This is a genomic window from Brevundimonas sp. M20 (assembly GCF_006547065.1).
Taxonomy (GTDB): Bacteria; Pseudomonadota; Alphaproteobacteria; order Caulobacterales; family Caulobacteraceae; genus Brevundimonas.
In genome coordinates this window covers 2,908,523-2,930,551 of sequence record NZ_CP041243.1, presented here as the reverse complement: position 1 = coordinate 2,930,551, position 22,029 = coordinate 2,908,523, and the positions used below count along the sequence as shown (strand labels likewise).

Sequence of the window (22,029 nt, the reverse complement as noted above, 5' to 3'; positions counted from 1 at the left end):
CACATCAGGCCGCGATCGCCGGTCGTCCGTCCCGCTGCATCGCCCGCAGGCTGGCCGGACGGTTCTGGAGACGCTCCAGATAGGCGTCCAGAACGGGGCTCTCCGGCAGGTGCGCGCGCGCCCAGCCGAGGGTGCTGCCGATCATCACGTCCGCGGCGGTGAACCGGTCTCCCATCAGATAGGGCCCGACCCACAGCGCCTCCAGCACGCGGGTGATCGCCGCGTCATACCGCGCTTTGGCGTGCGGGTTGGTCTCGACCTCGCCGGACATCTTCGCCCACAGCGAGGGCTCCAGCTCTCCGGCATTCCAGCAGATCCAGCTCAGCAGCGGCCCGCGTTCCGGCGACTCCAGCGGGAAGCCCAGCCCCGCCTGCGGGTGCAGCCCGGTCAGATACAGGGCGACGGCGGCGGATTCCGTGATCAGGGCGTCGCCATGCTTCAGGGCCGGAACCTTGCTGTCCGGGTGTGGATTGGCGGCGTCTCGGCCGCCCGAACCATCGGCCCGCTGGATGTCGACGTACCGGATATCGACCTCGGCCCCCAGTTCCTCGATCAGCCAGACAATGCGGGACGAACGCGAGTGCGGGGCGTGGAACAGCGTCAGCATCATTCTCTCCTGTCGGGCGATCGCTCGGCTCGCGGAGCCTCGCTGCTTGAGCCCGGATTGGGTCCGACAGCCCCTCGCCGCCGGTGAAGATTGATCTACTGTCACCCTGCTGCCAGCATGCTGTCAGCAGCGGTTCGCCATACCGGCCCTCAAGCAGCGAGCGGCCATGCCGCGAGCGATAGGGCGACACCTCTGCCCCTCAAGCAGCGAGCGCCCGCGGCGTGAGCGTTAAGGCCCCAAGATGCGAAGAGCCGACCGACTGTTCCAGATCATCCAGGTGCTGCGTCGGTCGTCCAGGCCGGTGACGGCGGACGCCATCGCGGCCGAACTGGAGACGTCGAAGCGGTCGATCTACCGCGACATCGCCACCCTGATGAGCCAGCGGGTGCCGATCCGGGGCGAGGCGGGGCTGGGCTATGTGCTGGAGGGCGGCTTCGACATGCCGCCCCTGATGCTGACCTCGGACGAGATCGAGGCGGCGGTGCTGGGCGCGCAGTGGGTGGCGTCGCGGGGCGACCCGGCCCTGTCCCGCGCCGCCCGCGACCTGATCGCCAAGATCGCGGCCACCGTGCCCGAGCGCCTGCGTCCCGTCCTGATGGAGCCCGCCGTGTCCGGGCCGCCGGTCTGGGACGACGCGCGCAAGGCCGACGCGCTGGACATGGCCCAGGTACGCGGCTGGATCCACGCGGGTCGCAAGCTGCGGCTCCACTATGCGGACGAGCAGGGGCGCGAGACCGTGCGGATCATCTGGCCCTGCCTGATCGGATATCGCGACACCACGCGGCTGCTGGTGGGCTGGTGCGAGACCCGCGACGACTTCCGCACCTTCCGCACCGACCGCGTCGTCTCCGCCGAGTTCCTCGAGGACCGCTACCCCGGCCGCCCCGCCGTCCTGCGCGCCCGCTGGCAGGCGAAGATGGACGCGGAAAAGGCGGCCTGGATAGCGGCGGGAAAGCCGGCGCCGGGGGCATAGTTCCTCCCCCAACGGGGGAGGGGGACCGTCCGGAGCCGTAGGCGAAGGAGGGTGGAGGGGTGCCGGATCGGCCCTCGGTCAGAAAACGGAAGGGGCCGCCGGTGTGCCGAGCGACCCCTCCGTCACGGCGCTTGCGCGCCGCGCCACCTCCCCCGAGGGGGAGGAACTGTTCTCAGTAGATCTCGAACAGACCGGCGGCTCCCATGCCGCCGCCGATGCACATGGTCACCACACCGTATTTGGCGCCGCGACGCTTGCCCTCGATCAGGACGTGGCCGGTCATCCGGGCGCCCGACATGCCGTAGGGGTGGCCGATGGAGATGGCGCCGCCGTTCACGTTCAGGCGGTCCATCGGGATGCCCAGGGTGTCGGCGCAGTACAGCACCTGCACGGCGAAGGCCTCGTTCAGCTCCCAGATGCCGATGTCATCCATCGTCAGACCGTGGCGCTTCAGAAGCTTGGGCACGGCATAGACCGGGCCGATGCCCATCTCGTCCGGCTCGCAACCGGCCACGGCCATACCGCGATAGGCGCCCAGCGGTTGCAGGCCGCGCTTCACGGCCTCACCGGCTTCCATGATGACCGAGGCCGAGGCGCCGTCCGACAGCTGGCTGGCGTTGCCTGCGGTGATGAACTCGCCCTGCTGGATTTCCTCGCCCGAGCCGAACACCGGCTTCAGGGCCTTCAGGCCTTCCAGCGTCGTATCGGCGCGGTTGCCCTCGTCCTTCGACAGGGTGACTTCCTTCTTCGAGGTCTCGCCGGTCGCCTTGTCCGTCACCAGCATGGTGGTGGTCATCGGCACGATCTCGGCGTCGAACTTGCCAGCGGCCTGGGCGGCGGCGGTGCGCTGCTGCGACTGCAGGGCGTATTCGTCCTGACGGTCACGGCTGATGTTGTAACGACGGGCCACGACCTCGGCGGTCTCCAGCATCGACATATACATGTGAGGCGCGATCTTCAGCAGTTCCTCGTCCTTGCCCCGGTACAGGTTCATGTACTGGTTCTGGACCAGGGAGATGCTCTCCAGACCGCCGCCGACGGCCATCTTCTGCTGGTCGAAGATCACCTGTTTGGCGGCCGTTGCGATGCCCATCAGGCCCGAGGCGCACTGGCGGTCCAGCGACATGCCCGGAACGGTGGACGGCAGGCCGGCGGCCAGCGCCACCTGACGGGCGACGTTGGTGCCGGTCGAGCCCTGTTGCAGGGCGGCGCCCATGACCACGTCCTCGACCTCGGCCAGTTCGATCCCGGCGCGGGCGACGGCGTGCTTCACCGCGTGGGCGCCCAACTGTTGCGCCTGGGTGTCGTTGAAGGCCCCGCGATAGGCGCGGCCGATGGGGGTGCGGGCGGTGGAGACGATGACGGCTTCGCGGGACATCTGCGATGTTCTCTCTTTAAGGGCGCTATCGCTCGCGACGCGGTCACGAGCGGCTTGAGCGCGGGTTTCCTTCTCTTTCCCTGCGGCTTCTGCGTCCGTCGGGGCGTTGGTTCAGTCATAGGCTCCTGCCGCCGCGTCAACGCAACCCTGTCCGGCCCGGAACCCTCCCTGCGCCTCAGGCAGTGAGGCCCCGCGGGCCGAACGATAGGCGTCTTCTTCAAGCATGAGCCTCAGGCAGTGAGGGGCCGCGACCCGAACGTAGGCGTCGCGCCGCGGGCGCGCCCTGCTAGGAGTGCGCCTTCTGGGCCTTGGTCAGTTCGATCATGCCCTGGGCTGCGCCCATGTCGGGGACGATCTCGCCGGCGCGGTCCGAGATTTCGGCGAAGCGGGCCTCGATCTGTTCCGGGGCGTCCTCGCCGACGGCGTGGATGCCCTGGGTGATCGTCACATAGGCGCGCTCGAAGCCGCCGGCGCCGGCCGCAAGGATGCAGCGGCTGGGGGCGTTCTCGCTGACCAGATACAGAAGGCCCGGCGACACCAGCTCCGGTCCCAGCGCTTCCAGCGGCAGGGCGGCGCCCAGATCCTCGGTCATGCGGGTGTGGGCGGTCGGGGCCAGACAGTTCACGCGGATATCGTTCTTGGCGCCCTCGATCGACAGGGTCTGCATCAGGCCGACCAGCGCCATCTTGGCGGCGCCGTAGTTCGACTGGCCGAAATTCCCGTACAGGCCCGACGACGAGGTTGTCATGACGATGCGGCCGTAGTTCTGGGTCCGCATGATCTCCCACACCGCCTTGGTGCAGTTCACCGCGCCCATCAGGTGCACATCCATGACGAACCGGAAGTCCTCCAGCTCCATCTTGGCGAAGGTCTTGTCGCGCAGGACGCCCGCGTTGTTCACCAGAATGTCGATACGGCCCCACTTGTCCATGGCGGCCTTCACCATCGCCTCGACGGCGGCGTAGTCGGTGACCGAGGCGGCGTTGGCGAGGGCTTCACCCCCCAGGGCCTCGATTTCGGCGACGACGGCTTCGGCGGCGGTGGCCGAGGAACCGGACCCGTCGCGGGCGCCGCCCAGGTCGTTCACCACCACCTTGGCGCCACGTTTGGCCAGGGCGAGGGCGTGTTCACGGCCCAGACCGCCCCCGGCGCCCGTCACGATGGCCACCTTGCCGTCAAAACTCATCGTCATCTGAACGTTCTCCCTTTGCTTGGCATTCTCCTAGCAGGCGTTTCGCCGCTGGAAACCCGCCCAATGTGTTGAAACGGCGCCACAGTCGCCGCATTCAGAGCCAGATTCCGGAACTTCCGGTCGACATTGTGGTTAGGCGTCGGGACCACCCCGTGTAAGCGTGGGGTTCTCGGGCAACCTGAATGAGGGATATGATGAAGGTGAAGCTTCTCGCCGGCGTCGCGATGGCGGGGCTGTTCGCAGCCGGCGCCGCGGCGGCCGAGCCGAACGGCTGGTACGGTGCGATTGACGCCGGTTACCACACCGTTGACGATCTGGAACTGACGTCGACGACGACGGGTCCGCAATGGGACTTCGAAGTCGACGATTCGTGGGCGGCCTTCGCCCGTCTGGGCTACCGGTTCGACCAGAACTGGCGCGTGGAACTCGAAGGCGGCTACCGTGACTCCGGCGAGCTCGGCGCGGTCACCAACCCGAACGGCAACGTTCCGACCGGCGTCTGCAACGTGGTTCCGGCCGCCGGCGCCTGCGAAAACCCGTCGGGCGAAATCTCCGCCACGACGTTCATGGCCAATGTGATCTACGACTTCGGCGACGAGTCGTGGGCGCTGCGTCCGTTCATCGGCCTGGGCGCCGGTGTGAACATCGTCGACACCAAGTTCATCGGCACCCTGGGCGGTCGCCGCACCACCGGCGTCGGCGCGGACGACACCTCGACCAAGCTGGCGGCGCAAGCCATCGCCGGCCTGGCCTGGGCGATCGGTGATCGGGCCCATCTGGACCTGACCTACCGCTATCTGATGTCGAACATGGAGTTCAACACCTTCGTGTCGGTCCCGGCCGACGCGTCGCTGGTGGGTCCGTTCGCCGGTCGTTACGACGACAGCCACACCATCTCGCTGGGCCTGCGCTATGCGTTCGGCGCGGATGAAGCTCCGCTTCCGCCGCCCCCGCCGCCCCCGCCGCCTCCGCCTCCGCCTCCGCCGCCGCCGCCTCCTCCGCCCCCGCCGCCTCCGCCGGTGCAGGCGAACCGTGAGTTCGTGGTGTACTTCGACTGGGATCGCTCGGACCTGACGGCCGAAGCCCAGTCGGTGGTCACGCAGGCCGCCAACTACGCCAAGTCGGGTCGTCCGACGCGCATCCTGATCGTCGGCCACGCCGACACCTCGGGTTCGGCGGCGTACAACATCGGCCTGTCGAACCGTCGTTCGCGCACCGTGGCTGACGCCCTGGTCGCCCAAGGCGTCAACGGCGGCGTGATCTCGCTGGACGGCAAGGGTGAAACCGAGCTGGCCCGCGCCACCGCCGACGGCGTGCGTGAGCCGCTCAACCGTCGCGCCACCATCGGCATCAACTTCCGTTAATCCGGAAGTCGCCGACAAGGCACAACTACAGAGCCGCCGGTCCTCGAAAGAGGGCCGGCGGTTTTGCATTGCGTCGTTTCGTTCGTCGGGGTGGTCAAAGGGCCGCCCGGTCGCTATCTCGACGGCCTGTCTGAACGGGGTGCATCCACATGCGCGTGGCGATGATCGGAACCGGCTATGTAGGCCTGGTGTCGGGGGCCTGTTTCGCGGACTTCGGTCACGTGGTGACGTGCGTCGACAAGGACGCCTCCAAGATCGAACGTCTGGAGAAGGGCGAGATCCCGATCTTCGAGCCGGGCCTTGAGGATCTGGTCGCGTCGAACGTGCGCGGCGGTCGCCTGTCTTTCGCCCTGGACGGGGCCGAGGCCATCCGGGCGGCCGACGCCGTCTTCATCGCCGTGGGCACGCCCTCGCGTCGCGGCGACGGCCATGCCGACCTGTCCTATGTCTATGCCGCCGCCGAGGAGATCGCCGGCCTGATCGAGGGCTTCACCGTCGTGGTGACCAAGTCGACCGTTCCGGTCGGCACCGGCGACGAGATCGAGCGCATCATTCGTGAACGTCGTCCGGACGCCGAGTTCGCGGTCGTCTCCAACCCCGAGTTCCTGCGTGAAGGCGCGGCGATCGAGGACTTCAAGCGCCCCGACCGCGTCGTGGTCGGCACCGACGACGCGCGCGCGCAGCAGGTCATGCGCGAGCTGTACCGGCCGCTGAACCTGAACGAGACGCCGATCCTGTTCACCGGCCGCCGCACGTCCGAACTGATCAAATATGCGGCCAACGCCTTCCTGGCGATGAAGATCACCTTCATCAACGAGATGGCGGACCTGTGCGAGGCCGTGGGCGCCGATGTGCAGCAGGTCGCGCGCGGCATCGGTCTGGACAACCGGATCGGTTCGAAATTCCTGCACGCGGGCCCCGGCTATGGCGGCTCCTGCTTCCCGAAGGACACCCTGGCCCTCGTCCGCACCGCGGTGGACGCCGGTACGCCGGTGCGCCTGATCGAGACGACGGTCGAGGTCAACGACGCCCGCAAGAAGGCGATGGCGGGGCGCGTCTCGTCCGCGCTGGACGGCGACCTGAAGGGCAGGACGGTCGCCCTGCTGGGGGTGACCTTCAAGCCGAATACCGACGACATGCGCGACGCCCCGTCTCTGGACGTGGTGCCCGCGCTGCTGGCCGCGGGCGCGACGGTGCAGGCCTATGATCCTGAAGGCATGCACGAGGCCGCCAAGCTGCTGGACGGCGTGGTGTTCAGGGACGGCCCCTACGACGCCGTCGAGGGCGCCGATGTGGTGGTGATTCTGACCGAGTGGGACCAGTTCCGGGCGCTCGATCTGGACCGCATCAAACTGCTGCTGAAGCAGCCCGTGATGGTCGATCTGCGCAATGTCTATCGTCCGGACGACATGCGGGCGCGCGGCTTCCGCTACACCTCGATCGGTCGCGCCTGATCGCCCGCCCCGACCGCGCCTAACGTGAGACGGTGTGAATCAGCCGGGCCTGTGACACGGCCAGCGGATCAGGCTTCGGCAGCAGCGCCCGTCCCGCGCCGATGACCACGGTCGCGGTCATGATGGCGGACACGACGGCGATGGCCGCCAGCTTCATGCCGTCCGCGAATTCCTGATGATCCGGCCGCAAGCGTTCCCCCGAGTCGAGCGCTTCGCGTATCCAGCATTTCACCCGCCTGCTTCGCAAGTCACGGAACGGTGTCGGGGAAAGAAAAGCGAGGCGAGTGGCGGGGATGGCGTCCGGCTGGTCGGGCGGTGTGCGGGGAAGTGGCGAGTGGCTGGTGGTTAGTGGCTGGCCCACAGCCTGCAGCCGTCAGGCCGGCGTCGCCCTTCCGCCAATGTCGGAAGACGTAACGCGCCGTCGCTTTTCGATTGCTTGCGGAAGGGCGGCGCAATCGGCGCCGTCGCACGGTGGTGGCCAGCCACTAACCACCAGCCACTCGCCACTTCACAGCCACCGGCGACGGCGCTCGCGCACCGCCGCCGGCTTCTGCGTCAGGATCAGCCCTGGAACGGACGGATCAGGATTTCGACGCGACGGTTCTGGGCCCGGCCCTGCGGCGTGCCGTTGTCGGCGATCGGGTTGCGCGAGCTGACGCCCGCCACATACAGACGCTCGCGCAGGACGCCGCGGTCGATCAGATAGCCGGCGACCGACGAGGCGCGACGCTCCGACAGCGGCTGGTTGATCGCGTCGCCGCCCGAGGAATCGGTGTGGCCGATCACATCGACCAGCGAGCGGTCGTACTCCTGAAGCACGCGCGCGACGTCATCCAGGGTGGCCACGAAGCGCGGGTCGATGTTCGACTGGTTGGTGGCGAAGGTGACGTCCGACGGCATGCGCAGGATCAGGTTGTCGCCCTGACGGGCCACGCCGACGCCGGTGCCGGACAATTCGGCTTCCAGCGCGCGCTGCTGACGGTCCATGTACTGGCCGACCGCGGCGCCGCCCAGGGCGCCGATGCCGGCGCCGATCAGCGCGTTCTTGCGGCCTTCCTCGGAATTCGAGGTGTTGGTCAGATAGCCCAGCAGGGCGCCGCCCAGGGCGCCGGCGATCACACCGGTGCCGGTGTTGTTGCGGCGTGGGGTCGAGCTGTACGGATCAGTGGTGGTGCAGGCGGCGGCGCCCAGAAGGGCGGCGATGCTGACGCCGGCGACGATGAGTTTGGCGCGCATGGGGGAATCCTTTCGAAGTGAGGTCTCTGCCTCGGAAACGCGGTCTTATGGTCAAGGTTCCTGCCTGTACCGAACCTGAACGGATCGGGACGCTTTCGCGACCTCGCCCACGCTTTGCCAAGATCGGGTCGCAGGGCGTATGGAAACGACCAGATTATCGACAAGGGTTCCCTCGTGACCGCAGACGCCACCGCCGCCCCCGCCACCCGCGCCCTCGAGCCGGTCTCGATGACGCTGTACGATCAGGACTTCCAGGCCTTCGCCGACGCTCTGGGCGGATCGTTCAAGCGCTACGGCTTCGCCGTGATCGCCGACCATGGGCTGGACGAAGCCGTCATCGGCGCCGCCCTGGACGACGCCAAGGCCTTCTTCGCCCTGCCGGAAGAGGTGAAGCGCCAGTATCACCAGCCCGGAACCGGCGGCGCGCGCGGCCTCACCCCGTTCGGCGTCGAGGCCGCCAAGGGCGCGGCCACCGTCGATCTCAAGGAGTTCTGGCACGTCGGCCGTGAACTGCCGGAAGGCCACCCCTACCGCAAATACATGCGCGACAACGTCTGGCCGACCGAGATCGAGGGCTTCCGCGAGCACGTCTACGGCATGTTCACCGCCATGGACGAACTGGGCGCCAAGGTGCTGCGCGGCATCGCCCGCTATCTGGAACTCGGCGACGACTATTTCGCGGACAAGGTCCAGCTGGGCAATTCGATCCTGCGCATGCTGCACTATCCGCCGGTTCCGGCCGGCGCCTCGGGCGTCCGCGCGGGCGCGCACGAGGACATCAACGTCATCACCCTGCTGCTGGGCGCCGAGGAGCGCGGACTGCAGCTGAAGGACGCCGACGGCGAATGGCTGGAAGTCGCGCCGCCGCCGGGCGCCCTGGTGGTCAACATCGGCGACATGCTGCAGCGCCTGACCAACCACGTCCTGCCGTCGACCAGCCACCGGGTCATCAACCCGACGCCGGAACGGGCCAGCTTCGCCCGCTACTCGACGCCCTTCTTCCTGCACTTCAACCCGGACTTCGTGATCGAGAGCCTGCCGTCCACCGTAACGCCGGACAATCCCGACCGCTACGCCGGCCAGCCCCTGATGGCCGAGGACTTCCTGACCCAGCGCCTGAAGGAAATCCGGCTGATCTGACGCTGTTGCTGACGGCGGTGCGCTCCGGGCGGGCGCACTGCCGGAAAGTGATTGGTGATTGGTGGTTAGTGCTTGGCCCGCAAGGTGCAGCGGCGCGCCCTGTGCTGCCCCCCGCCGTCAGCGGAAGGGCGACTCAGACGGTCGCGGCCACTGGATGGCGGCCAACCACTAACCACCAATCACATCCCCGCTCGGTCTCCGCCGGTCGCGCGCAGTCGCAACCCCGCTACTTCGAAATCCTCAGCTGGCTGATGCTGCGGCCGATGGCGCCGAAGGCGGTCTTCAGCGAGGTGCCGTTCTGCGGCAGGTAGACGTAGCTCGGGCTGGTCGCGCAGGCCTGCATCACCTCGGTGGCGGTATCGACCACATTGGGCGTGCGATCCGTCGTCCCGGCGATGTCGAAGCCGACCGTATAGACGATGACGCCCTGCGCCTTCATGGCGTTGCACATGCTCACCGCCTGCAGGAACGGGCTGCCGTTGTTCGAGTCGTGGTTGATCCAGCGGTCGTTCGAGCCGCCGCCCGATCCGGAATCGCGCGCGCGGACGCCGTTGTAATAGACCGCGTTGAACTCGCCGTCGGTCATGATGATCACGACCTTCAGCAGGTTGCGGGTGCCGTAAGGGTCCGGACGGCTCTCCTGCGGGAAGATCGCGCCGAAGGTCGGCGAGACCATGTACCAGCCCCAGCCCACGCCGATCTGACCCGCCGTGCCGCCCTCGGCCTTGTAGGCGTTGATGCGGCTGTGCAGCGTCGCCCGGTCGGTGGTCAGGGGAGTGAAGGTCGTGGTCATGCAGCCGCCCTGGCCCACGTCCGACGTGCCGACATAGGAGAAGGCCACCTTGGCGGAGGAGGGCGAGGCGTCCGTATAGGCCTGCGCGCCGACCCGCTCGCTGACGCAGCTCGACGCCTCGTAGATGCGCAACGCGCCGTTGTTGTTGGTGAACAGATAGTTGGCGCAGCCTTGCTCCAGACACTGCACCGTCCCGCGCCGGGTGTAGGCCGACACCATCGACGGCACGACGCCGTTCAGCGAGAAGGTCGAGCTTCCCAGACGGGTCACTGTCTGGTGGAAGGGCGGCGGGTTCGAGCCGGTCGAGGGGCTGACCGAGTTCTGGGTGTTGATCTGGGTCATGCCCTCGACGCCCAGAATGCGGACGTCGTCGCCGGTCGCCAGCCCGTGGTTGGCCGAGGTCACCACGACCTCACAGGTCGAGAGCTGGCATTTCTGCACCCGGCCGCTGTTGGCGGTGTAGGTGTTGTACGAGGACGTGCTCAGGCTGGTCCAGGTCGAGCCGGTCCATCGCTCGAGGGTGAAGGTGTTCGTATTGGTCGCGGCGACCCGATACGGCTTGTTGTTCAGCCAGGTCGCCAGACTGGAGTTGCTGGGCGAGCCGGAGCTACTCACCGAACTGATCCAGACATGGTCGCCCACCGCGAAGCCGTGGCCGTTCGAGGTGAACACCGCATTGCTGGCCTTGGTGACGCCGCTGATCGTCTTCTGGGTCCCCACCTCCCATGACGCGGCGGTGATGTTGGTCGGGCCGGTGGCCGCGCCGCGCACGTCGTTCAGATAGGAGCCCGCGTTCACCCCCATCGAATAGGGGACCAGCGCCATCCGGGTGCGGTTGATGCTCTGGTTGGTCTGGACCACCAGATCGACCAGATCGTTCGATGCCTGCTGCAGGTCGCGCAGGCGCTGGCCGTCCATCGAGCCGGTGATGTCGAGCACCAGCGACACCTCGATGTCCTTGGTCGCCCGGTTCACCTCGGAATGGGCGCCGACCTGCACATAGTCGTCCAGAAACTGGCCGTAGGGCGGCAGGAAGATATTGGCCACCAGGGTCTTCACATCGACCTTGGCGCTGGCGACGACGATCTCCTCGTCCTCCAGCACGAAGGTGGTGTCGGCCTCGCGCAGGATGACGTCGGGATAGGCGTTCAGATTGGCCTTCAGCGCGGCCATGCCGACCCGCTGGATGTTGTCGGCGTCGCTGTAGGGCGAGCGGGCGGCGGCCAGCGTCGCGGCGTCCAGCGCATCCTGCAGGTTCACGCGCACGGTCGAGGCGCGATGGATGTCCACCCCGCCCACGGTCATCAGGATCAGAACCGGCAGGCTCAGGCCGAAGATCATGGCCACATTGCCGCGCGTCTCTCTGGCCAGACGGCCAAGGAAACGCCGGCCGCCGCGCACCATGCGGCTGATGTGTCGTCCAAAGGTCATCGTCCTGTCCCGCGCCCCGGGGCTCTTGCGGCCCATGATCATCGGAACAGGATGACGGAGTTCGGTTAAGGGAAGGCTCAATGCCGAAGGTTAACCCGGCGGTGACGAACCGCCGGGCTTCCCCTCGAGATCAGGCGATCAGGCTTCCCAGCCGCAGTCCTTGCCGCGGTTCTGGGCGGTCAGCCAGACGTTCAGCGGCGCGAAATAGTCGGCGACCGCCGAGGCGTCGTTGCCGGTCTCGCCGGTGAAGGCCCGCATGGCTTCCGGCCAGGGGCGCGACTGGCCCATCTCCATCATGGCGTTGAAGCGACGCCCCACTTCCTCGTTGCCGTAGATCGAGCAGCGGTGCAGCGGCCCGGTCCAGCCCGCCTGCTTGCAGGCCGCGCGCTGGAACTGGAACTGGTAGATGTGCGCCAGGAAGTAGCGGGTGTACGGCGTGTTGCCCGGGATGTGGTACTTGGCGCCCGGATCGAAGGCGTTGTCCGGACGCGGTCCCGGCGGGACCAGACCCTGGTACTTCAGCATGTCCTCCGACCAGGCGGCGTTGTACTCACCCGGGCTGGTCTCGCCCGAGAATACGTCCCAGCGCCAGCGGTCGACCATCAGGCCGAACGGCAGGAAGGCGATCTTGTCCAGCGCCATCTTGAGCAGGAAGGGAATGTCCTCTTCCGCGCCCGGCACGGTCTGCAGCAGACCGATCTGGTTCAGATAGGTCGGGGTCAGGGCCGACAGGCCGACGAAGTCGCCGATGGCCTCGTGGAAGCCGTCGTTCGCCCCGTTCTTGAACAGGAACGGCTGATCCTTGTAGGCGCGCTGGTAGTAGTTGTGACCCAGTTCGTGGTGGACGGTGTAGAAGTCGTCGCCGTTCACCTGGGTGCACATCTTGATGCGGATGTCGTCCCGGTTATCCAGGTCCCAGGCCGACGCGTGGCAGACCACTTCGCGGTCGCGCGGGCGGGTGATCTGCGACCGTTCCCAGAAGGTCTGCGGCAGGGCCTCGAGGCCCAGCGAGGTGTAGAAGCCCTCGCCGGTGCGGACCATGCGGGTGGCGTCGTAGTCGGCCGAAGTCAGCAGGTTCGTCAGGTCATAGCTGCTTTCGCCGCCGCTGGTCGGGGCGACGACGTCATAGATGTTCCCCCACTGCTGCGACCACATATTGCCCAGCAGGTCGGCGCGGATCGGGCCGTGGTCCGGCTGGACGGCGTCGCCGTACTTCGCGTTCAGGCGGCCGCGCACATAGCAGTGCAGGTTCACATAGAAGGGCTTTACCTGCTCCCACAGGCGGTCGGTCTCGGCGGCGAAGGCGTCCGGGTCCATGTCATAGCCCGCGCGCCACATGGCGCCGGTGTCGGCGAAGCCCAACTCGCGGCTGCCCTCGTTGGCGATCTCGACCATGCGGGCGTAGTCGGCGGCCATCACCGGCGAGATGGTGCGCCAGCCTTCGTACAGGGCCTTGGTCTGCGCCGGATCGCGGCTCTCGGCCATCAGGATGTTGGCCTCGTCCAGCGTGATCTCACGGCCCTGGAACTGGAACTTGCCGGTGGCGTAGGTCGAGTCCAGACGGGTGGTGATGTCCGCCAGCTCGCTGGCCGCGCCCGCCCGGGCCGGGGCGGGCAGGACGATGCCGAGGCGCAGCAGGTTCAGCTTGCGCCGCACGTCGGCGGGGACCTCGACATCATTGAAACGGGCCGCCTGACCGGCCAGCCGCACCTGCACCTCGGTCACCTGGGCGTTGATCCGGCTCTCCAGCCACATGGTGTCGAAGGTGATGTTGGTGGCGCGGGTCCACTGGATGCGCGCGGCTTCCTCGCTGAGGGCGGCCAGTTCGCGCTCGGCGTCGGCGACGAAATTGACGGCTTCGGCGGCGGTCGGGGCTGCGTTGACGATTTCGCCGCTGGTCAGGGGCCGCGCCTGCAGGCGGCCGGAAGGCGTCTCGGGCTGGTCGAAATAGCCGGGCGCCATACAGGCGGCGACGCCGAAGGCGAGCGCGCACACGGCGGTCGCGGTCATCAGGGAACGCTTCATCAGGACCTCCTCGCGGCCTCCCGCCGCGTCTCGGCGGCAAGGGACCGGAGCGGGGCCTTAAGGTCAAGCGGCGCTGTTGGAGCGAAATCGGTCGAGTTGGACGCGGTCCAACTCGGCCCAGATTTCGCTCCAACATGAATCTGGAGCCTGATTCACGGCATCAGCGGAATCGCGAAGCGATTCCACCTCAGCCGATCAGGCTCTGGCGGCTCACGCAGGCGTTCAGCCCGTCATTTCTCACGGTGCCCATCGCCGCCTGGATCCGCGAGGCGCGGCGACGGACATAGGGGCCGGGTTCAGCCGCCTGATAGCGACGCGGGGAGGGCAGGATGGCGGCCAGACGCGCGGCCTCGCGGGCTGTCAGGTCCTTCGCGCTTTTGCCGTACCAGTGCCGGGCGGCGGCCTCGGCGCCGTATACGCCCGGCCCCCATTCGGCGACGTTCAGATAGACTTCCATGATCCGCCGCTTGCCCCAGGCGGTCTCGATCAGGACCGTGTAGCCGGCCTCCAGCCCCTTGCGGAGCCAGTCCCGCCCCGGCCACAGGAAGACATTCTTGGCCGTCTGCTGGCTGATGGTCGAGCCGCCGCGCATGCGCCCGCTGCCGCGCTTCTCGGCCCGGGCGTTGTCCTTCAGGGCCTTCTGGATGGCCTTCATGTCGAAGCCGGAGTGGGCGCAGAAGGTCGCGTCCTCGGCGGCGATCACCGCATCCACCAGTCGGGGCGAGATGTCGTCCAGCGCGCGCCAGCGGTAGTCCCGGCCCTCGCCCTGGAACAGGCGTGTGGTCATCAACCAGGTCTGGGGCGGCGGCACGAAGCGGTACAGGGCCACCCCGCCGAACACGAGGAGGCCCAGCGTCATCAGCACGGTCAGCACCGGCCGTTTCCACCTCGATCCTGAAGCCCCCGTCATGCGCCGATGTTTGGCCGCGCCGCCGGGCGCATGCAAGGGGGATCAGGCCGCCAGCGTCGGGGGCGATCCCTTGATGCCGCACAACAGGCCCGCCGGGCGGATGTCGGCCTCGCCGATGCCGACGCCGACCAGTTGCAGCACCTGCTCCAGCACCAGATCCAGCGGCGCGGCGATCTCGCCCAGAATGGTGCGCAACTGGTTCGGCAGGCCGGGCAGGGCGACGCCCAGCCCCAGCACCTGGATGTCCAGATCGGTGTTGGCGACCAGGCTGGTCAGGGTCGTGCCGAGGATGTCCTTCGACCCGATGGTCTTGGCCTCCAGGTTGGTCACGTCGTGCCGGGTGAAGCGCAACTGCTTGTCGCCGGAATCGGCCACATTGATCCGCGCCGAACCCCGCACCTTCAGAACCGCCGTGTCCAGAATGGCGGCGGGCGTCAGGGCGGCGTCGCGGGAGAAGTCGGCCAGCCGGGTCGAGTCGATCTCGCCCAGGGCCACGCTGGCCACGCCCGAGCGGGCCGTGACGTCGAAGGCGTCGGCGCGGCAGTCGATGGCGGCCAGCGCCGCCTTGCCGCTCGCCACCTCGGCATAGACCGGCAGGTGGACCTTGCCGAGGCCGGCCAGATTCAGGGTCGTCACGTCGATGTGCAACCGCACCTGCGCCGTGCGCACCACGGTGCTGCCGTCACGCGCGACGGTCAGCCAGGCGGACTTCTGCTCCCGCTCGCCGATGGCCAGCCGGACGCTGACGCTGACAGGAGCCTGCACATTGGCGTTCAGACTGATGGTCTGCGGTCCCGCCGCCTCGCCCAGCGCGGCGTTCAGCAGGTCCCAGACGGGTACGCTGGCGTTGACGTCGCCCTTCACGCCCGGCGCGATGTCGATAAGGGAATCAAGGCGCAGATCGCGGTCCTGCCCCGTGCCCAGCGAGGCGGAGATGCTCTTCAGGGCCACGCTGGTCTGGCCGGTGGTGGCCGAGGCCATGGCGTCCACCAGATGCCGGGTCGACAGGGGCCGGGTCAGCAGGGTTTCGCGGTCCTCCACCGACAGGGTGTGGGCCAGGTTCTGCAACAGGTCGTCCACGTCCAGACTGGAGGTCAGCAGGCTGTTGTAGGACAGGGCGGTCAGCTGGATCTGGCGACCGGTCAACTGGGTCAGCAGGGCGTTGACCAGCGGCGGGTCCAGCGTCAGCAGGCGCGAGCCGATGGAGAAGGCGGCGGCGTCCCGCGCCGGGCGGATGGCCACGGCGGTCTTGCGCACCCGCACGTCGCTGATGCCCAGCACCGAGCCGAAGAACAGCTTCACATCCTCCTGCAGCACCACCTGCACGGCGTCCGGAAGGGGGCCGGACGGGTTGAACCGCTGCGGGATCGGCACCTCGGCGCGTGCGTGATACTCGCCCAGGGCGACGGTCTCGATGCGAGCGGTCGAGTTCTTCAGCGACAGCACGCGCCGCACGGTCGGTTCGGCGGTGGCCAGATTGCCCGCGGCGGATACGGCGGCGGTGTCGGCCAGCCCCTGCAAGGCGCGCGCGCGGAATTGCACCGAGGCGACGTCGATGGCGGCGGCGGTCGCCGTGATCACCAGCACGGAGATCATCACCGACAGGGCGCCGACCCCGCCGCGCCGGTCGCGCAGCAGGCGTGTCAGCAGGGCCCTCATCCCGCCGGCTCCGGGATCACGACCACGGCGGCGCGGGTGACGTTCCGGTCGGGCATGGGGATCAGCCGCGCGAGGTCATAGTCGGGCAGGGTGGTCGTCACCGATACGGCGTACAGATCGCCGTCGCGCCAGGCGCGCCAGGTCCGGGTCGCGCCGTTCTCCAGCGGGACACGCACAGCGGCGCCGTCCATCAGATTGGTGACGATGCTCAGCCGTTCCGTGTCATCCAGTCCCGCCACGGCGGCGCGGGCGCCGTCGCTGGCCAGGTTCTGGGTCTGCGAGGCGACCGTGAACCAGCGGCTGTAGAAGATGCCTCCGGCGACGAGGGCCAGCAGGGCGGGCGCCAGAATGGCGAACTCCACCGCGGCGCCGCCACGGCGGTTGCGCAGGAAGGATAGGGTCAGCGATCTCGACATGGGGGCGCCTTTCCGGCGCCGGGCGTGGAGTGGGCGATCATGTCCGCCATGGACCGACGTGTCTTCGGGCATTCGGCCAGCGAGATGATGCGCCATTCCTCCGGCGACAGATCCGCCATGGCGACCGGCGTGGGCCGGGGGCGCGCAACAGCGGCGGTGCGGGGAGGGACCTCCAGTCCCAGGAAGCCAGGAACAGATTTGGAGTGCGTCATGACCCCATGCCTACGCCTGTTTCGCTAATACATCCTGAACGCGTAATCTGAATCAATACTCGTAAAAATGGTTGTTTCCCTCACGGAACGTTGTTCACCCGAAGATGAATTCTCGTCAGTCACGGGTTTCTGGGAAAATTCTTCCCTGAACGGAATTCAGATGGAAAAGACGCCTGCGTTTCCATCTTCATCAGCCCAGGCGACGCGGCTCGCATCCGGGCTCATGCTCAGGGCCACGACGGTGGCGCCCTTGTCGGCCTTGAGGAAGTTCAGCCCCTGTCCGGCGGGGTCGGCCAGCCAGACCCGGCCGTCGTTCAGGCCCGCAACCAGGAGCCCCGATTTCGGAGTCGAGGCGACCAGAGCCACCAGACTGCCCTCGTCATAGCCGATCTCGGTGGCTTCCTTGCCCATCGGGCCGTTGGCGCCGACGAAGGGCCACAGCACCGCGCCCTGCGCGCCGGAGGTCGCCATCAGCTGGCCCTTCGACAGGAAGCTGACCGACTTCACCTTGCCCGGATAGCCGCCCATCCGCAGGTTCTTCTGATCCTTGATGCGCCAGCCGTGCAACTGGTTGTCCTGCATGGCGGTGATGATGAAGGCGCCGTCCGGCGAAAAGGCCACGCTGGTGTGCGATCCGGCCCATTTCAGCATCGTCGGCTTCTGGTCGGCGATCCGCGCGAACCACAGGGCCGCGCCGCCGTAGGTCGAGGCCGCGATCCGGCGCCCCTTCGGTTCGAAGGCCACGCCCGAGACGGTGCGCTCATGCACGAAGTCGCGACGGAAGCCCGCGTCCCTGGAGTCGATCACCGACAGGGTCTTGCCCGCCGAGAAGGCGATCAGCCCGCTTTCGGCCGAGGCGTCGATGGCGTCGATCCAGGCGCCCTTGGCGGTGGCCAGCAGCCCGGCCTCGCCCTTGCGGTGCCAGATCACCCGGCCGTCGTCGCCGCCGGTCACGATGCCTTCGCCCGAGGGGTGAACGCAGGCGCACAGGATGGCGCCGTCATGGGCGATGCTGAAGGCGCCGTCCTCGAAACGGACCGCCCCGTCCCCGAGGGCGAAGACCGCGCCGTCCTTCTCGAACAGGGCGGCGGTGGGCTGGGCGTCAAACTGGAAGGTGGTCATGGCGGTCATATATCGTCCCCGCCGGGAAAATCGAGGTCAGTCCCTGGAGACAAGTCCCCGAGGGTCAGGCGGCCGCGCAGCTCTCGAACCCGGCGCGCAGGGCGGCTTCGTCCAGATCGCGGCCGATGAAGACGGCGCGCGACCAGCGGCGCTCCTTTTCGCCCCACGGCTTTTGCAGGTCTCCCTCAAGGATCATGTGCACCGCCTGGAAGACCAGACGACGATCCTCGCCGGCGACCTCAATGATGCCCTTGGCGCGCAGGATGTTCTGGCCCTGCTCGCCCAGCAGCTTGTCCAGCCATTGGGTGAATTTCTGGCCGTCCAGCGGGCGGTCCAGCGACAGGGCGATGCCCTTGATGTCGTCCTCGTGCGCATGGCCGCGCGCGCCGTGGTGATGGTCGTGTTCATGACCGTGATGGTCGTGCCCGTGGTCATGGTCATGATGATGGTGGTCGTGGCCGCAGTGCTCGTCGTGCACGTGGCCGTCGGCGCCGTGCGGCGGGTTCACGAAATCCGGGCGGACCTCGGTGATCCGGTCCAGATCGAAGCCGTGCACGCCCAGCACCTGATCCAGCGGCACGTTCGAGCGCTCGGCGCGGGTGATCGGGGCCAGCGGGTTCAGCGCGCGCAGGCGGCTTTCCACCACGGCCAGCTCGTCGCCCGAGACCAGATCGACCTTGTTCAGAATGATGCGGTCGGCGAAGGCCACCTGCTCGCGGGCCTCCTTCGAGTCATCCAGCCGCGCCATCACGTGCTTGGCGTCCACCAGCGCCGTGACGCTGTCCAGCTGGGTCTTGGCCTTGACCTCGTCGTCCACGAAGAAGGTCTGGGCCACCGGGCCGGGGTCGGCCAGACCGGTCGTCTCCACGATGATGGCGTCGAACGCGGGCTTGCCCGGACGCTGGCGCTTCATCAGGCCCGACACCACCCGGATCAGGTCGCCGCGCACCGTGCAGCAGACGCAGCCGTTGTTCATCTCGAACACGTCTTCATCCGCGCCGACCACCAGATCGTTGTCGATGCCGATTTCGCCGAACTCGTTGACGATGACGGCGTACCGCTTGCCGTGGTCCTCGGTGAGGATGCGGTTCAGCAGGGTTGTCTTCCCCGCGCCGAGATAGCCGGTGAGGACGGTGACGGGGATCTTGGCGTTTGCGGAAGCTGTGTCGGTCATGGCGCTCATCTAGGGTTTGATGGGCGGCGGGAAAAGAGCGTTGGTGTCTGCAACGACGGGTTTGGCCGCCTCTGCCTTCACAGTGGAATGAAACGCCCCTAACCTGTGGTTGCTTCGCTGGGCGGGAGGGCGACTTGCAAGATCGCGATTGTGCTTGACCGAGTTGGATGACAGGGCGCTCGTTCCCTTCGACACTGTCTATGCGTCGGTTACCGTAGACATCCGCGCCATCGCCGCCCGCCAAACGAACAAGCCTGATCAGGATTGGCTTCTTGCTCTGGTCGATGGGTTCCTGCGCGAACGTGACCTCTGGAATGATCGCGAAGAACTGGAAGGCTATCGGCAACGCTGGATGGAGTTCCGCACCCCGTTCATGCGCCTGATGGCGGGCGCCTATCTGCACATCGGCTATGACCTGCCGCGTTCAATGGCTGATCACTGGCCGGGGCGGGGCCAATGGCTTCCTCGTCCCGACAAACGCGAGGCGCGGCGCATCTATTTTGGCCTCAAGGAGGTCTTTCCCGACAATCTTCGACGAGCAGCACGGAACCGGGGTGTTTTCTCCGGCTGGACGCCGATTACAGCCCGCATCCCGCCCTCCTTGCTGAACGCTGCCGGCCTGTGGGTGGAGAATCTCAGGCGCGGCGCGTGGGATCACGCGGAGGTGCTGGCGGACAGCGCGAACCGTGAATTCATGGAGTTGACGATGGCCGCGGCGATGCAGGGGGCGCTCGAAGATGCCGAGCTTGTCCGCCCGTGGACCGTGGCGAACCTTCGTCCGTTCGACGACTTCTTCCTCAGCCTGGCGCCGTTGTTGGCGCTCGGCCCCTTGGCCGGAAGTCTGTCAGTTGGAATCTCTGTCGGGCTTACGGTCGGTGCGCTTGTGGCGATGGGGGTGTCCGTCTTCTTTGTCAGGCGTCAGCGGGCAGCGGAGCTTGCGGTTGATCAGGCCGCCTTCATCAGTCTTTGGGGGCGACTGTTGGCCGAGTACCTGGCCGCAGCTGTGCGGGAGCCCGAAGGTTTCCCTCGGTATCGGCATCTGCGCCGCATCGACATGGGGCTTGAACCGCCGGATGAACCCTTGAGGTAACCTCAGCAATCCGGACAATCCGGCAGCACGCCGCTTTCCAGCTGCAGCGTCGTGTGGCTGATCTCGAACCGTTTGCGGGCCAGGGTCTGGGCCTCGATCAGCAGGGCGTCGGCGTCGGGGCGGTCGTGGACCAGATGCGCCGTCAGGGCGGTGTCGGTGGTCGACAGGCCCCAGACGTGCAGGTCGTGCACCGCGCTGACGCCGGGCAGGGCGAGGAAGGCCTTGCGGATGGCCTCGACGTCCACCCCGCGCGGGGCGGCGTCCAGCGCCAGATTGACCGAGTCCTTCAGCAGGCCCCAGGTCCCGATCATGATGACGGCCACGATCAGCAGGCTGACGATCGGGTCGATCAGGCTCCAGCCGGTGAACAGGATGGCCGCGCCCGCGATCACCACGCCGATCGACACCCCCGCGTCCGCCATCATGTGCAGATAGGCGCCGCGCACGTTCAGGTCCTTGTGCTGGTCCTTCATGAACAGCAGCGCCGTGCCCAGATTGATGACGAAGCCGATGCCCGCCACGATCATGATGGTGGTCGACCCGACCGGCGCGGGCTCGGCGAACCGGCGCACGGCCTCGAAGGCGATGGCGCCGCAGGCGAAGATCAGCGCCAGCGCGTTGAACAGGGCCGCCAGCACCGTCGCCTTGCCGTAGCCGTAGGTCTTGCCCGCGCTCGCCGTGCGGCGCGCCAGCCAGGCCGCGCCTCCGGCCATGGCCAGTCCCAGCACGTCCGACAGATTGTGCCCTGCGTCGGCCATCAGGGCGGTGGAATCGCTCATCACGCCCGCGCCGAACTCGACCGCCACAAAGGCCAGATTGACCACCAGACCGACCAGATAGCGCCAGTCGCCGGTGTTCACCGGTCCATGATGGTGGCCGCCGATCCCGTGGTGATGATGCCCGTGCCCGTGCCCGTGCCCGTGATCATGGCTGTGGTCATGCCCGTGATCGTGGTCGGAATGATCGTGTGCGTGGTCGTGCGTGTGCGCCATGCCGACTCCTTAGGCTTCACCGCACGAAGGGTCAACGCGATGGCGCTCTAAGTTATTGAATGTAAATGTATAACCTTGCGTCAGAGCGAAATCGGTCGGGGCGGGCGCAGGCCGGCCCGGCTCCCTCCAGCACAATGCCGGAGCCTGATTGGCTCCGGTCAGTGCTGGTGGAACACGACCAGAAGGCCGATCCCGATCAGGGCGATCCCCAGCACCGCCCCCTCGTAGCGCGCCCAGCGCTCGAGCCGCAGCACCGACCAGCCCGCGCGGGCCAGCAGGGTGAATACCGACATGCCCGCCACCGTCCCCGCCGCGAAGGCCAGCGTCAGCGCGCCGAGCACCAGCAGGCCTTCCTTCGCCTGCGACAGATAGATGGGCAGCAGCACCTCGCCCGGCGACACGGCCATCATGGCCACCAGCCCCCAGAAGGCGGCGGCGTGGGTGACGGTCGGCTCGGGCAGGTCGAACTCCGGTCCGCCAGCGGTGCGGGGCCGACGCAGGGTCGCCCGGGTCAGATAGAAGACGCCGAACAGGAACAGCAGGGCCGCCGACACCCAGGGCAGCAGGCCGGAAATCCACTGATCCAGCGCCAGTCCGGCCACGACGATCAGGCCGCCGACCACGGCGGTGGTGACGATATGGGCCAGGCCCGCGGCCCCCACCGCGCCCAGCAGGCGCGGCAGGCTCCAGCGCTGCGCGCGACCCACCAGCGCGAAAGGCAACCAGTGGGTCGGCAGGGCGGCGTGCAGGAAGGCCGTCGCGAAGCCGGTCCCCAGAAGGGACAGCAGGATCGGTTGCTCAAGATCGGACGGCGACATTGACCGTCCTGTACTCTGTTACTTTATAACAGTCGAGCCCTTC

The 22,029-nt window shown here is 67.6% G+C and carries 19 protein-coding genes and 1 pseudogene; 6 read left to right on the top strand and 14 right to left on the bottom strand.

The window, feature by feature from the left end; translation table 11 throughout:
• Positions 1-4: 4 nt before the first annotated feature.
• Positions 5-607 (bottom strand): glutathione S-transferase family protein, encoded by a 603-nt coding sequence (locus FKQ52_RS14425; RefSeq protein ID WP_141627826.1) that lies wholly within the window; start codon positions 605-607, stop codon positions 5-7.
• A gap of 241 nt (positions 608-848) precedes the next feature.
• Here FKQ52_RS14425 and FKQ52_RS14420 point away from each other — a divergent pair, with 241 nt between their 5' ends.
• Positions 849-1,580: a YafY family protein gene (locus FKQ52_RS14420; protein WP_141627825.1), complete on the top strand. Its 732-nt coding sequence runs from the start codon at positions 849-851 to the stop codon at positions 1,578-1,580.
• A gap of 172 nt (positions 1,581-1,752) precedes the next feature.
• On the opposite strand, the gene FKQ52_RS14415 is transcribed toward FKQ52_RS14420, so the two are convergent.
• Complete coding sequence (locus tag FKQ52_RS14415; protein WP_141627824.1) at positions 1,753-2,958, bottom strand: acetyl-CoA C-acyltransferase; 1,206 nt, start codon at positions 2,956-2,958, stop codon at positions 1,753-1,755.
• A gap of 286 nt (positions 2,959-3,244) precedes the next feature.
• Positions 3,245-4,150, bottom strand: coding sequence for an SDR family NAD(P)-dependent oxidoreductase (locus FKQ52_RS14410; protein WP_141627823.1), 906 nt, complete (start codon positions 4,148-4,150; stop codon positions 3,245-3,247).
• Positions 4,151-4,344: 194 nt separating this feature from the next.
• Here FKQ52_RS14410 and FKQ52_RS14405 point away from each other — a divergent pair, with 194 nt between their 5' ends.
• Entirely contained in the window at positions 4,345-5,514 is a 1,170-nt protein-coding gene (locus tag FKQ52_RS14405) for an OmpA family protein (protein WP_141628393.1), read from the top strand.
• Between the two features lie 149 nt (positions 5,515-5,663).
• On the top strand, positions 5,664-6,968 hold the full coding sequence (locus tag FKQ52_RS14400; RefSeq protein ID WP_141627822.1) for a UDP-glucose/GDP-mannose dehydrogenase family protein: 1,305 nt from the start codon (positions 5,664-5,666) through the stop codon (positions 6,966-6,968).
• Between the two features lie 19 nt (positions 6,969-6,987).
• On the opposite strand, the gene FKQ52_RS16495 is transcribed toward FKQ52_RS14400, so the two are convergent.
• Together FKQ52_RS16495 and FKQ52_RS14395 are read right to left on the bottom strand one after the other, a co-directional pair.
• Positions 6,988-7,158: a hypothetical protein gene (locus tag FKQ52_RS16495; RefSeq protein WP_168196873.1), complete on the bottom strand. Its 171-nt coding sequence runs from the start codon at positions 7,156-7,158 to the stop codon at positions 6,988-6,990.
• A 371-nt stretch (positions 7,159-7,529) separates the two neighbouring features.
• Positions 7,530-8,204, bottom strand: a complete 675-nt coding sequence (locus FKQ52_RS14395; RefSeq protein WP_141627821.1) for an OmpA family protein — start codon at positions 8,202-8,204, stop codon at positions 7,530-7,532.
• Between the two features lie 228 nt (positions 8,205-8,432).
• Between FKQ52_RS14395 and FKQ52_RS14390 the strand changes: the two genes are divergently transcribed.
• Positions 8,433-9,344: an isopenicillin N synthase family oxygenase gene (locus FKQ52_RS14390; protein ID WP_141628392.1), complete on the top strand. Its 912-nt coding sequence runs from the start codon at positions 8,433-8,435 to the stop codon at positions 9,342-9,344.
• A 226-nt stretch (positions 9,345-9,570) separates the two neighbouring features.
• On the opposite strand, the gene FKQ52_RS14385 is transcribed toward FKQ52_RS14390, so the two are convergent.
• From FKQ52_RS14385 to FKQ52_RS14355, 7 genes and pseudogenes are all read right to left on the bottom strand, one after another.
• Positions 9,571-11,568 (bottom strand): ubiquitin-activating E1 FCCH domain-containing protein, encoded by a 1,998-nt coding sequence (locus FKQ52_RS14385; protein WP_168196872.1) that lies wholly within the window; start codon positions 11,566-11,568, stop codon positions 9,571-9,573.
• 138 nt (positions 11,569-11,706) lie between these two features.
• Positions 11,707-13,593: a M2 family metallopeptidase gene (locus FKQ52_RS14380; RefSeq protein ID WP_141627819.1), complete on the bottom strand. Its 1,887-nt coding sequence runs from the start codon at positions 13,591-13,593 to the stop codon at positions 11,707-11,709.
• A gap of 187 nt (positions 13,594-13,780) precedes the next feature.
• Positions 13,781-14,503 carry a monofunctional biosynthetic peptidoglycan transglycosylase gene (gene mtgA / locus FKQ52_RS14375; RefSeq protein WP_141627818.1) on the bottom strand — a complete coding sequence of 241 codons (723 nt, stop codon included), beginning with the start codon at positions 14,501-14,503 and terminating at the stop codon, positions 13,781-13,783.
• Between the two features lie 42 nt (positions 14,504-14,545).
• Positions 14,546-16,162, bottom strand: coding sequence for a TadG family pilus assembly protein (locus tag FKQ52_RS14370; protein ID WP_141627817.1), 1,617 nt, complete (start codon positions 16,160-16,162; stop codon positions 14,546-14,548).
• 230 nt (positions 16,163-16,392) lie between these two features.
• Positions 16,393-16,533, bottom strand: a pseudogene (locus FKQ52_RS16905) (TadE/TadG family type IV pilus assembly protein); the annotation flags it as partial.
• 413 nt (positions 16,534-16,946) lie between these two features.
• The gene (locus FKQ52_RS14360; RefSeq protein ID WP_141628391.1) at positions 16,947-17,912 is read right to left on the bottom strand and encodes a WD40 repeat domain-containing protein; all 966 of its coding nucleotides are present in this window, start codon (positions 17,910-17,912) and stop codon (positions 16,947-16,949) included.
• 64 nt (positions 17,913-17,976) lie between these two features.
• Complete coding sequence (locus FKQ52_RS14355) at positions 17,977-19,086, bottom strand: GTP-binding protein (RefSeq protein ID WP_141627815.1); 1,110 nt, start codon at positions 19,084-19,086, stop codon at positions 17,977-17,979.
• A gap of 154 nt (positions 19,087-19,240) precedes the next feature.
• On the opposite strand from FKQ52_RS14355, the gene FKQ52_RS14350 reads away from it, so the two are divergent.
• Positions 19,241-20,176 carry a hypothetical protein gene (locus FKQ52_RS14350; protein WP_141627814.1) on the top strand — a complete coding sequence of 312 codons (936 nt, stop codon included), beginning with the start codon at positions 19,241-19,243 and terminating at the stop codon, positions 20,174-20,176.
• A gap of 2 nt (positions 20,177-20,178) precedes the next feature.
• Here the strand turns inward: FKQ52_RS14350 and FKQ52_RS14345 are convergent, their stop codons facing one another.
• The gene (locus FKQ52_RS14345) at positions 20,179-21,036 is read right to left on the bottom strand and encodes a cation diffusion facilitator family transporter (RefSeq protein WP_240811665.1); all 858 of its coding nucleotides are present in this window, start codon (positions 21,034-21,036) and stop codon (positions 20,179-20,181) included.
• 6 nt (positions 21,037-21,042) lie between these two features.
• Between FKQ52_RS14345 and FKQ52_RS16685 the strand changes: the two genes are divergently transcribed.
• Positions 21,043-21,219: a hypothetical protein gene (locus FKQ52_RS16685; protein WP_240811664.1), complete on the top strand. Its 177-nt coding sequence runs from the start codon at positions 21,043-21,045 to the stop codon at positions 21,217-21,219.
• Between the two features lie 107 nt (positions 21,220-21,326).
• Here the strand turns inward: FKQ52_RS16685 and FKQ52_RS14340 are convergent, their stop codons facing one another.
• On the bottom strand, positions 21,327-21,986 hold the full coding sequence (locus FKQ52_RS14340; protein WP_141627812.1) for a hypothetical protein: 660 nt from the start codon (positions 21,984-21,986) through the stop codon (positions 21,327-21,329).
• Positions 21,987-22,029: the final 43 nt, after the last annotated feature.

Bases quoted from the DNA above. Each gene is read 5' to 3' on its own strand.
- FKQ52_RS14340 (WP_141627812.1), bottom strand. From the start codon at position 21,986: ATGTCGCCGTCCGATCTTGAGCAACCGATCCTGCTGTCCCTTCTGGGG.
- FKQ52_RS14410 (WP_141627823.1), bottom strand. From the start codon at position 4,150: ATGACGATGAGTTTTGACGGCAAGGTGGCCATCGTGACGGGCGCCGGG.
- FKQ52_RS14390 (WP_141628392.1), top strand. From the start codon at position 8,433: ATGACGCTGTACGATCAGGACTTCCAGGCCTTCGCCGACGCTCTGGGC.
- mtgA (WP_141627818.1), bottom strand. From the start codon at position 14,503: ATGACGGGGGCTTCAGGATCGAGGTGGAAACGGCCGGTGCTGACCGTG.
- FKQ52_RS14395 (WP_141627821.1), bottom strand. From the start codon at position 8,204: ATGCGCGCCAAACTCATCGTCGCCGGCGTCAGCATCGCCGCCCTTCTG.
- FKQ52_RS14385 (WP_168196872.1), bottom strand. From the start codon at position 11,568: ATGACCTTTGGACGACACATCAGCCGCATGGTGCGCGGCGGCCGGCGT.
- FKQ52_RS16685 (WP_240811664.1), top strand. From the start codon at position 21,043: ATGATGGTGGCCGCCGATCCCGTGGTGATGATGCCCGTGCCCGTGCCC.
- FKQ52_RS14425 (WP_141627826.1), bottom strand. From the start codon at position 607: ATGCTGACGCTGTTCCACGCCCCGCACTCGCGTTCGTCCCGCATTGTC.
- FKQ52_RS14355 (WP_141627815.1), bottom strand. From the start codon at position 19,086: ATGACCGACACAGCTTCCGCAAACGCCAAGATCCCCGTCACCGTCCTC.
- FKQ52_RS14415 (WP_141627824.1), bottom strand. From the start codon at position 2,958: ATGTCCCGCGAAGCCGTCATCGTCTCCACCGCCCGCACCCCCATCGGC.
- FKQ52_RS14380 (WP_141627819.1), bottom strand. From the start codon at position 13,593: ATGAAGCGTTCCCTGATGACCGCGACCGCCGTGTGCGCGCTCGCCTTC.
- FKQ52_RS14360 (WP_141628391.1), bottom strand. From the start codon at position 17,912: ATGACCACCTTCCAGTTTGACGCCCAGCCCACCGCCGCCCTGTTCGAG.
- FKQ52_RS14405 (WP_141628393.1), top strand. From the start codon at position 4,345: ATGAAGGTGAAGCTTCTCGCCGGCGTCGCGATGGCGGGGCTGTTCGCA.
- FKQ52_RS14400 (WP_141627822.1), top strand. From the start codon at position 5,664: ATGCGCGTGGCGATGATCGGAACCGGCTATGTAGGCCTGGTGTCGGGG.
- FKQ52_RS14420 (WP_141627825.1), top strand. From the start codon at position 849: ATGCGAAGAGCCGACCGACTGTTCCAGATCATCCAGGTGCTGCGTCGG.
- FKQ52_RS14370 (WP_141627817.1), bottom strand. From the start codon at position 16,162: ATGAGGGCCCTGCTGACACGCCTGCTGCGCGACCGGCGCGGCGGGGTC.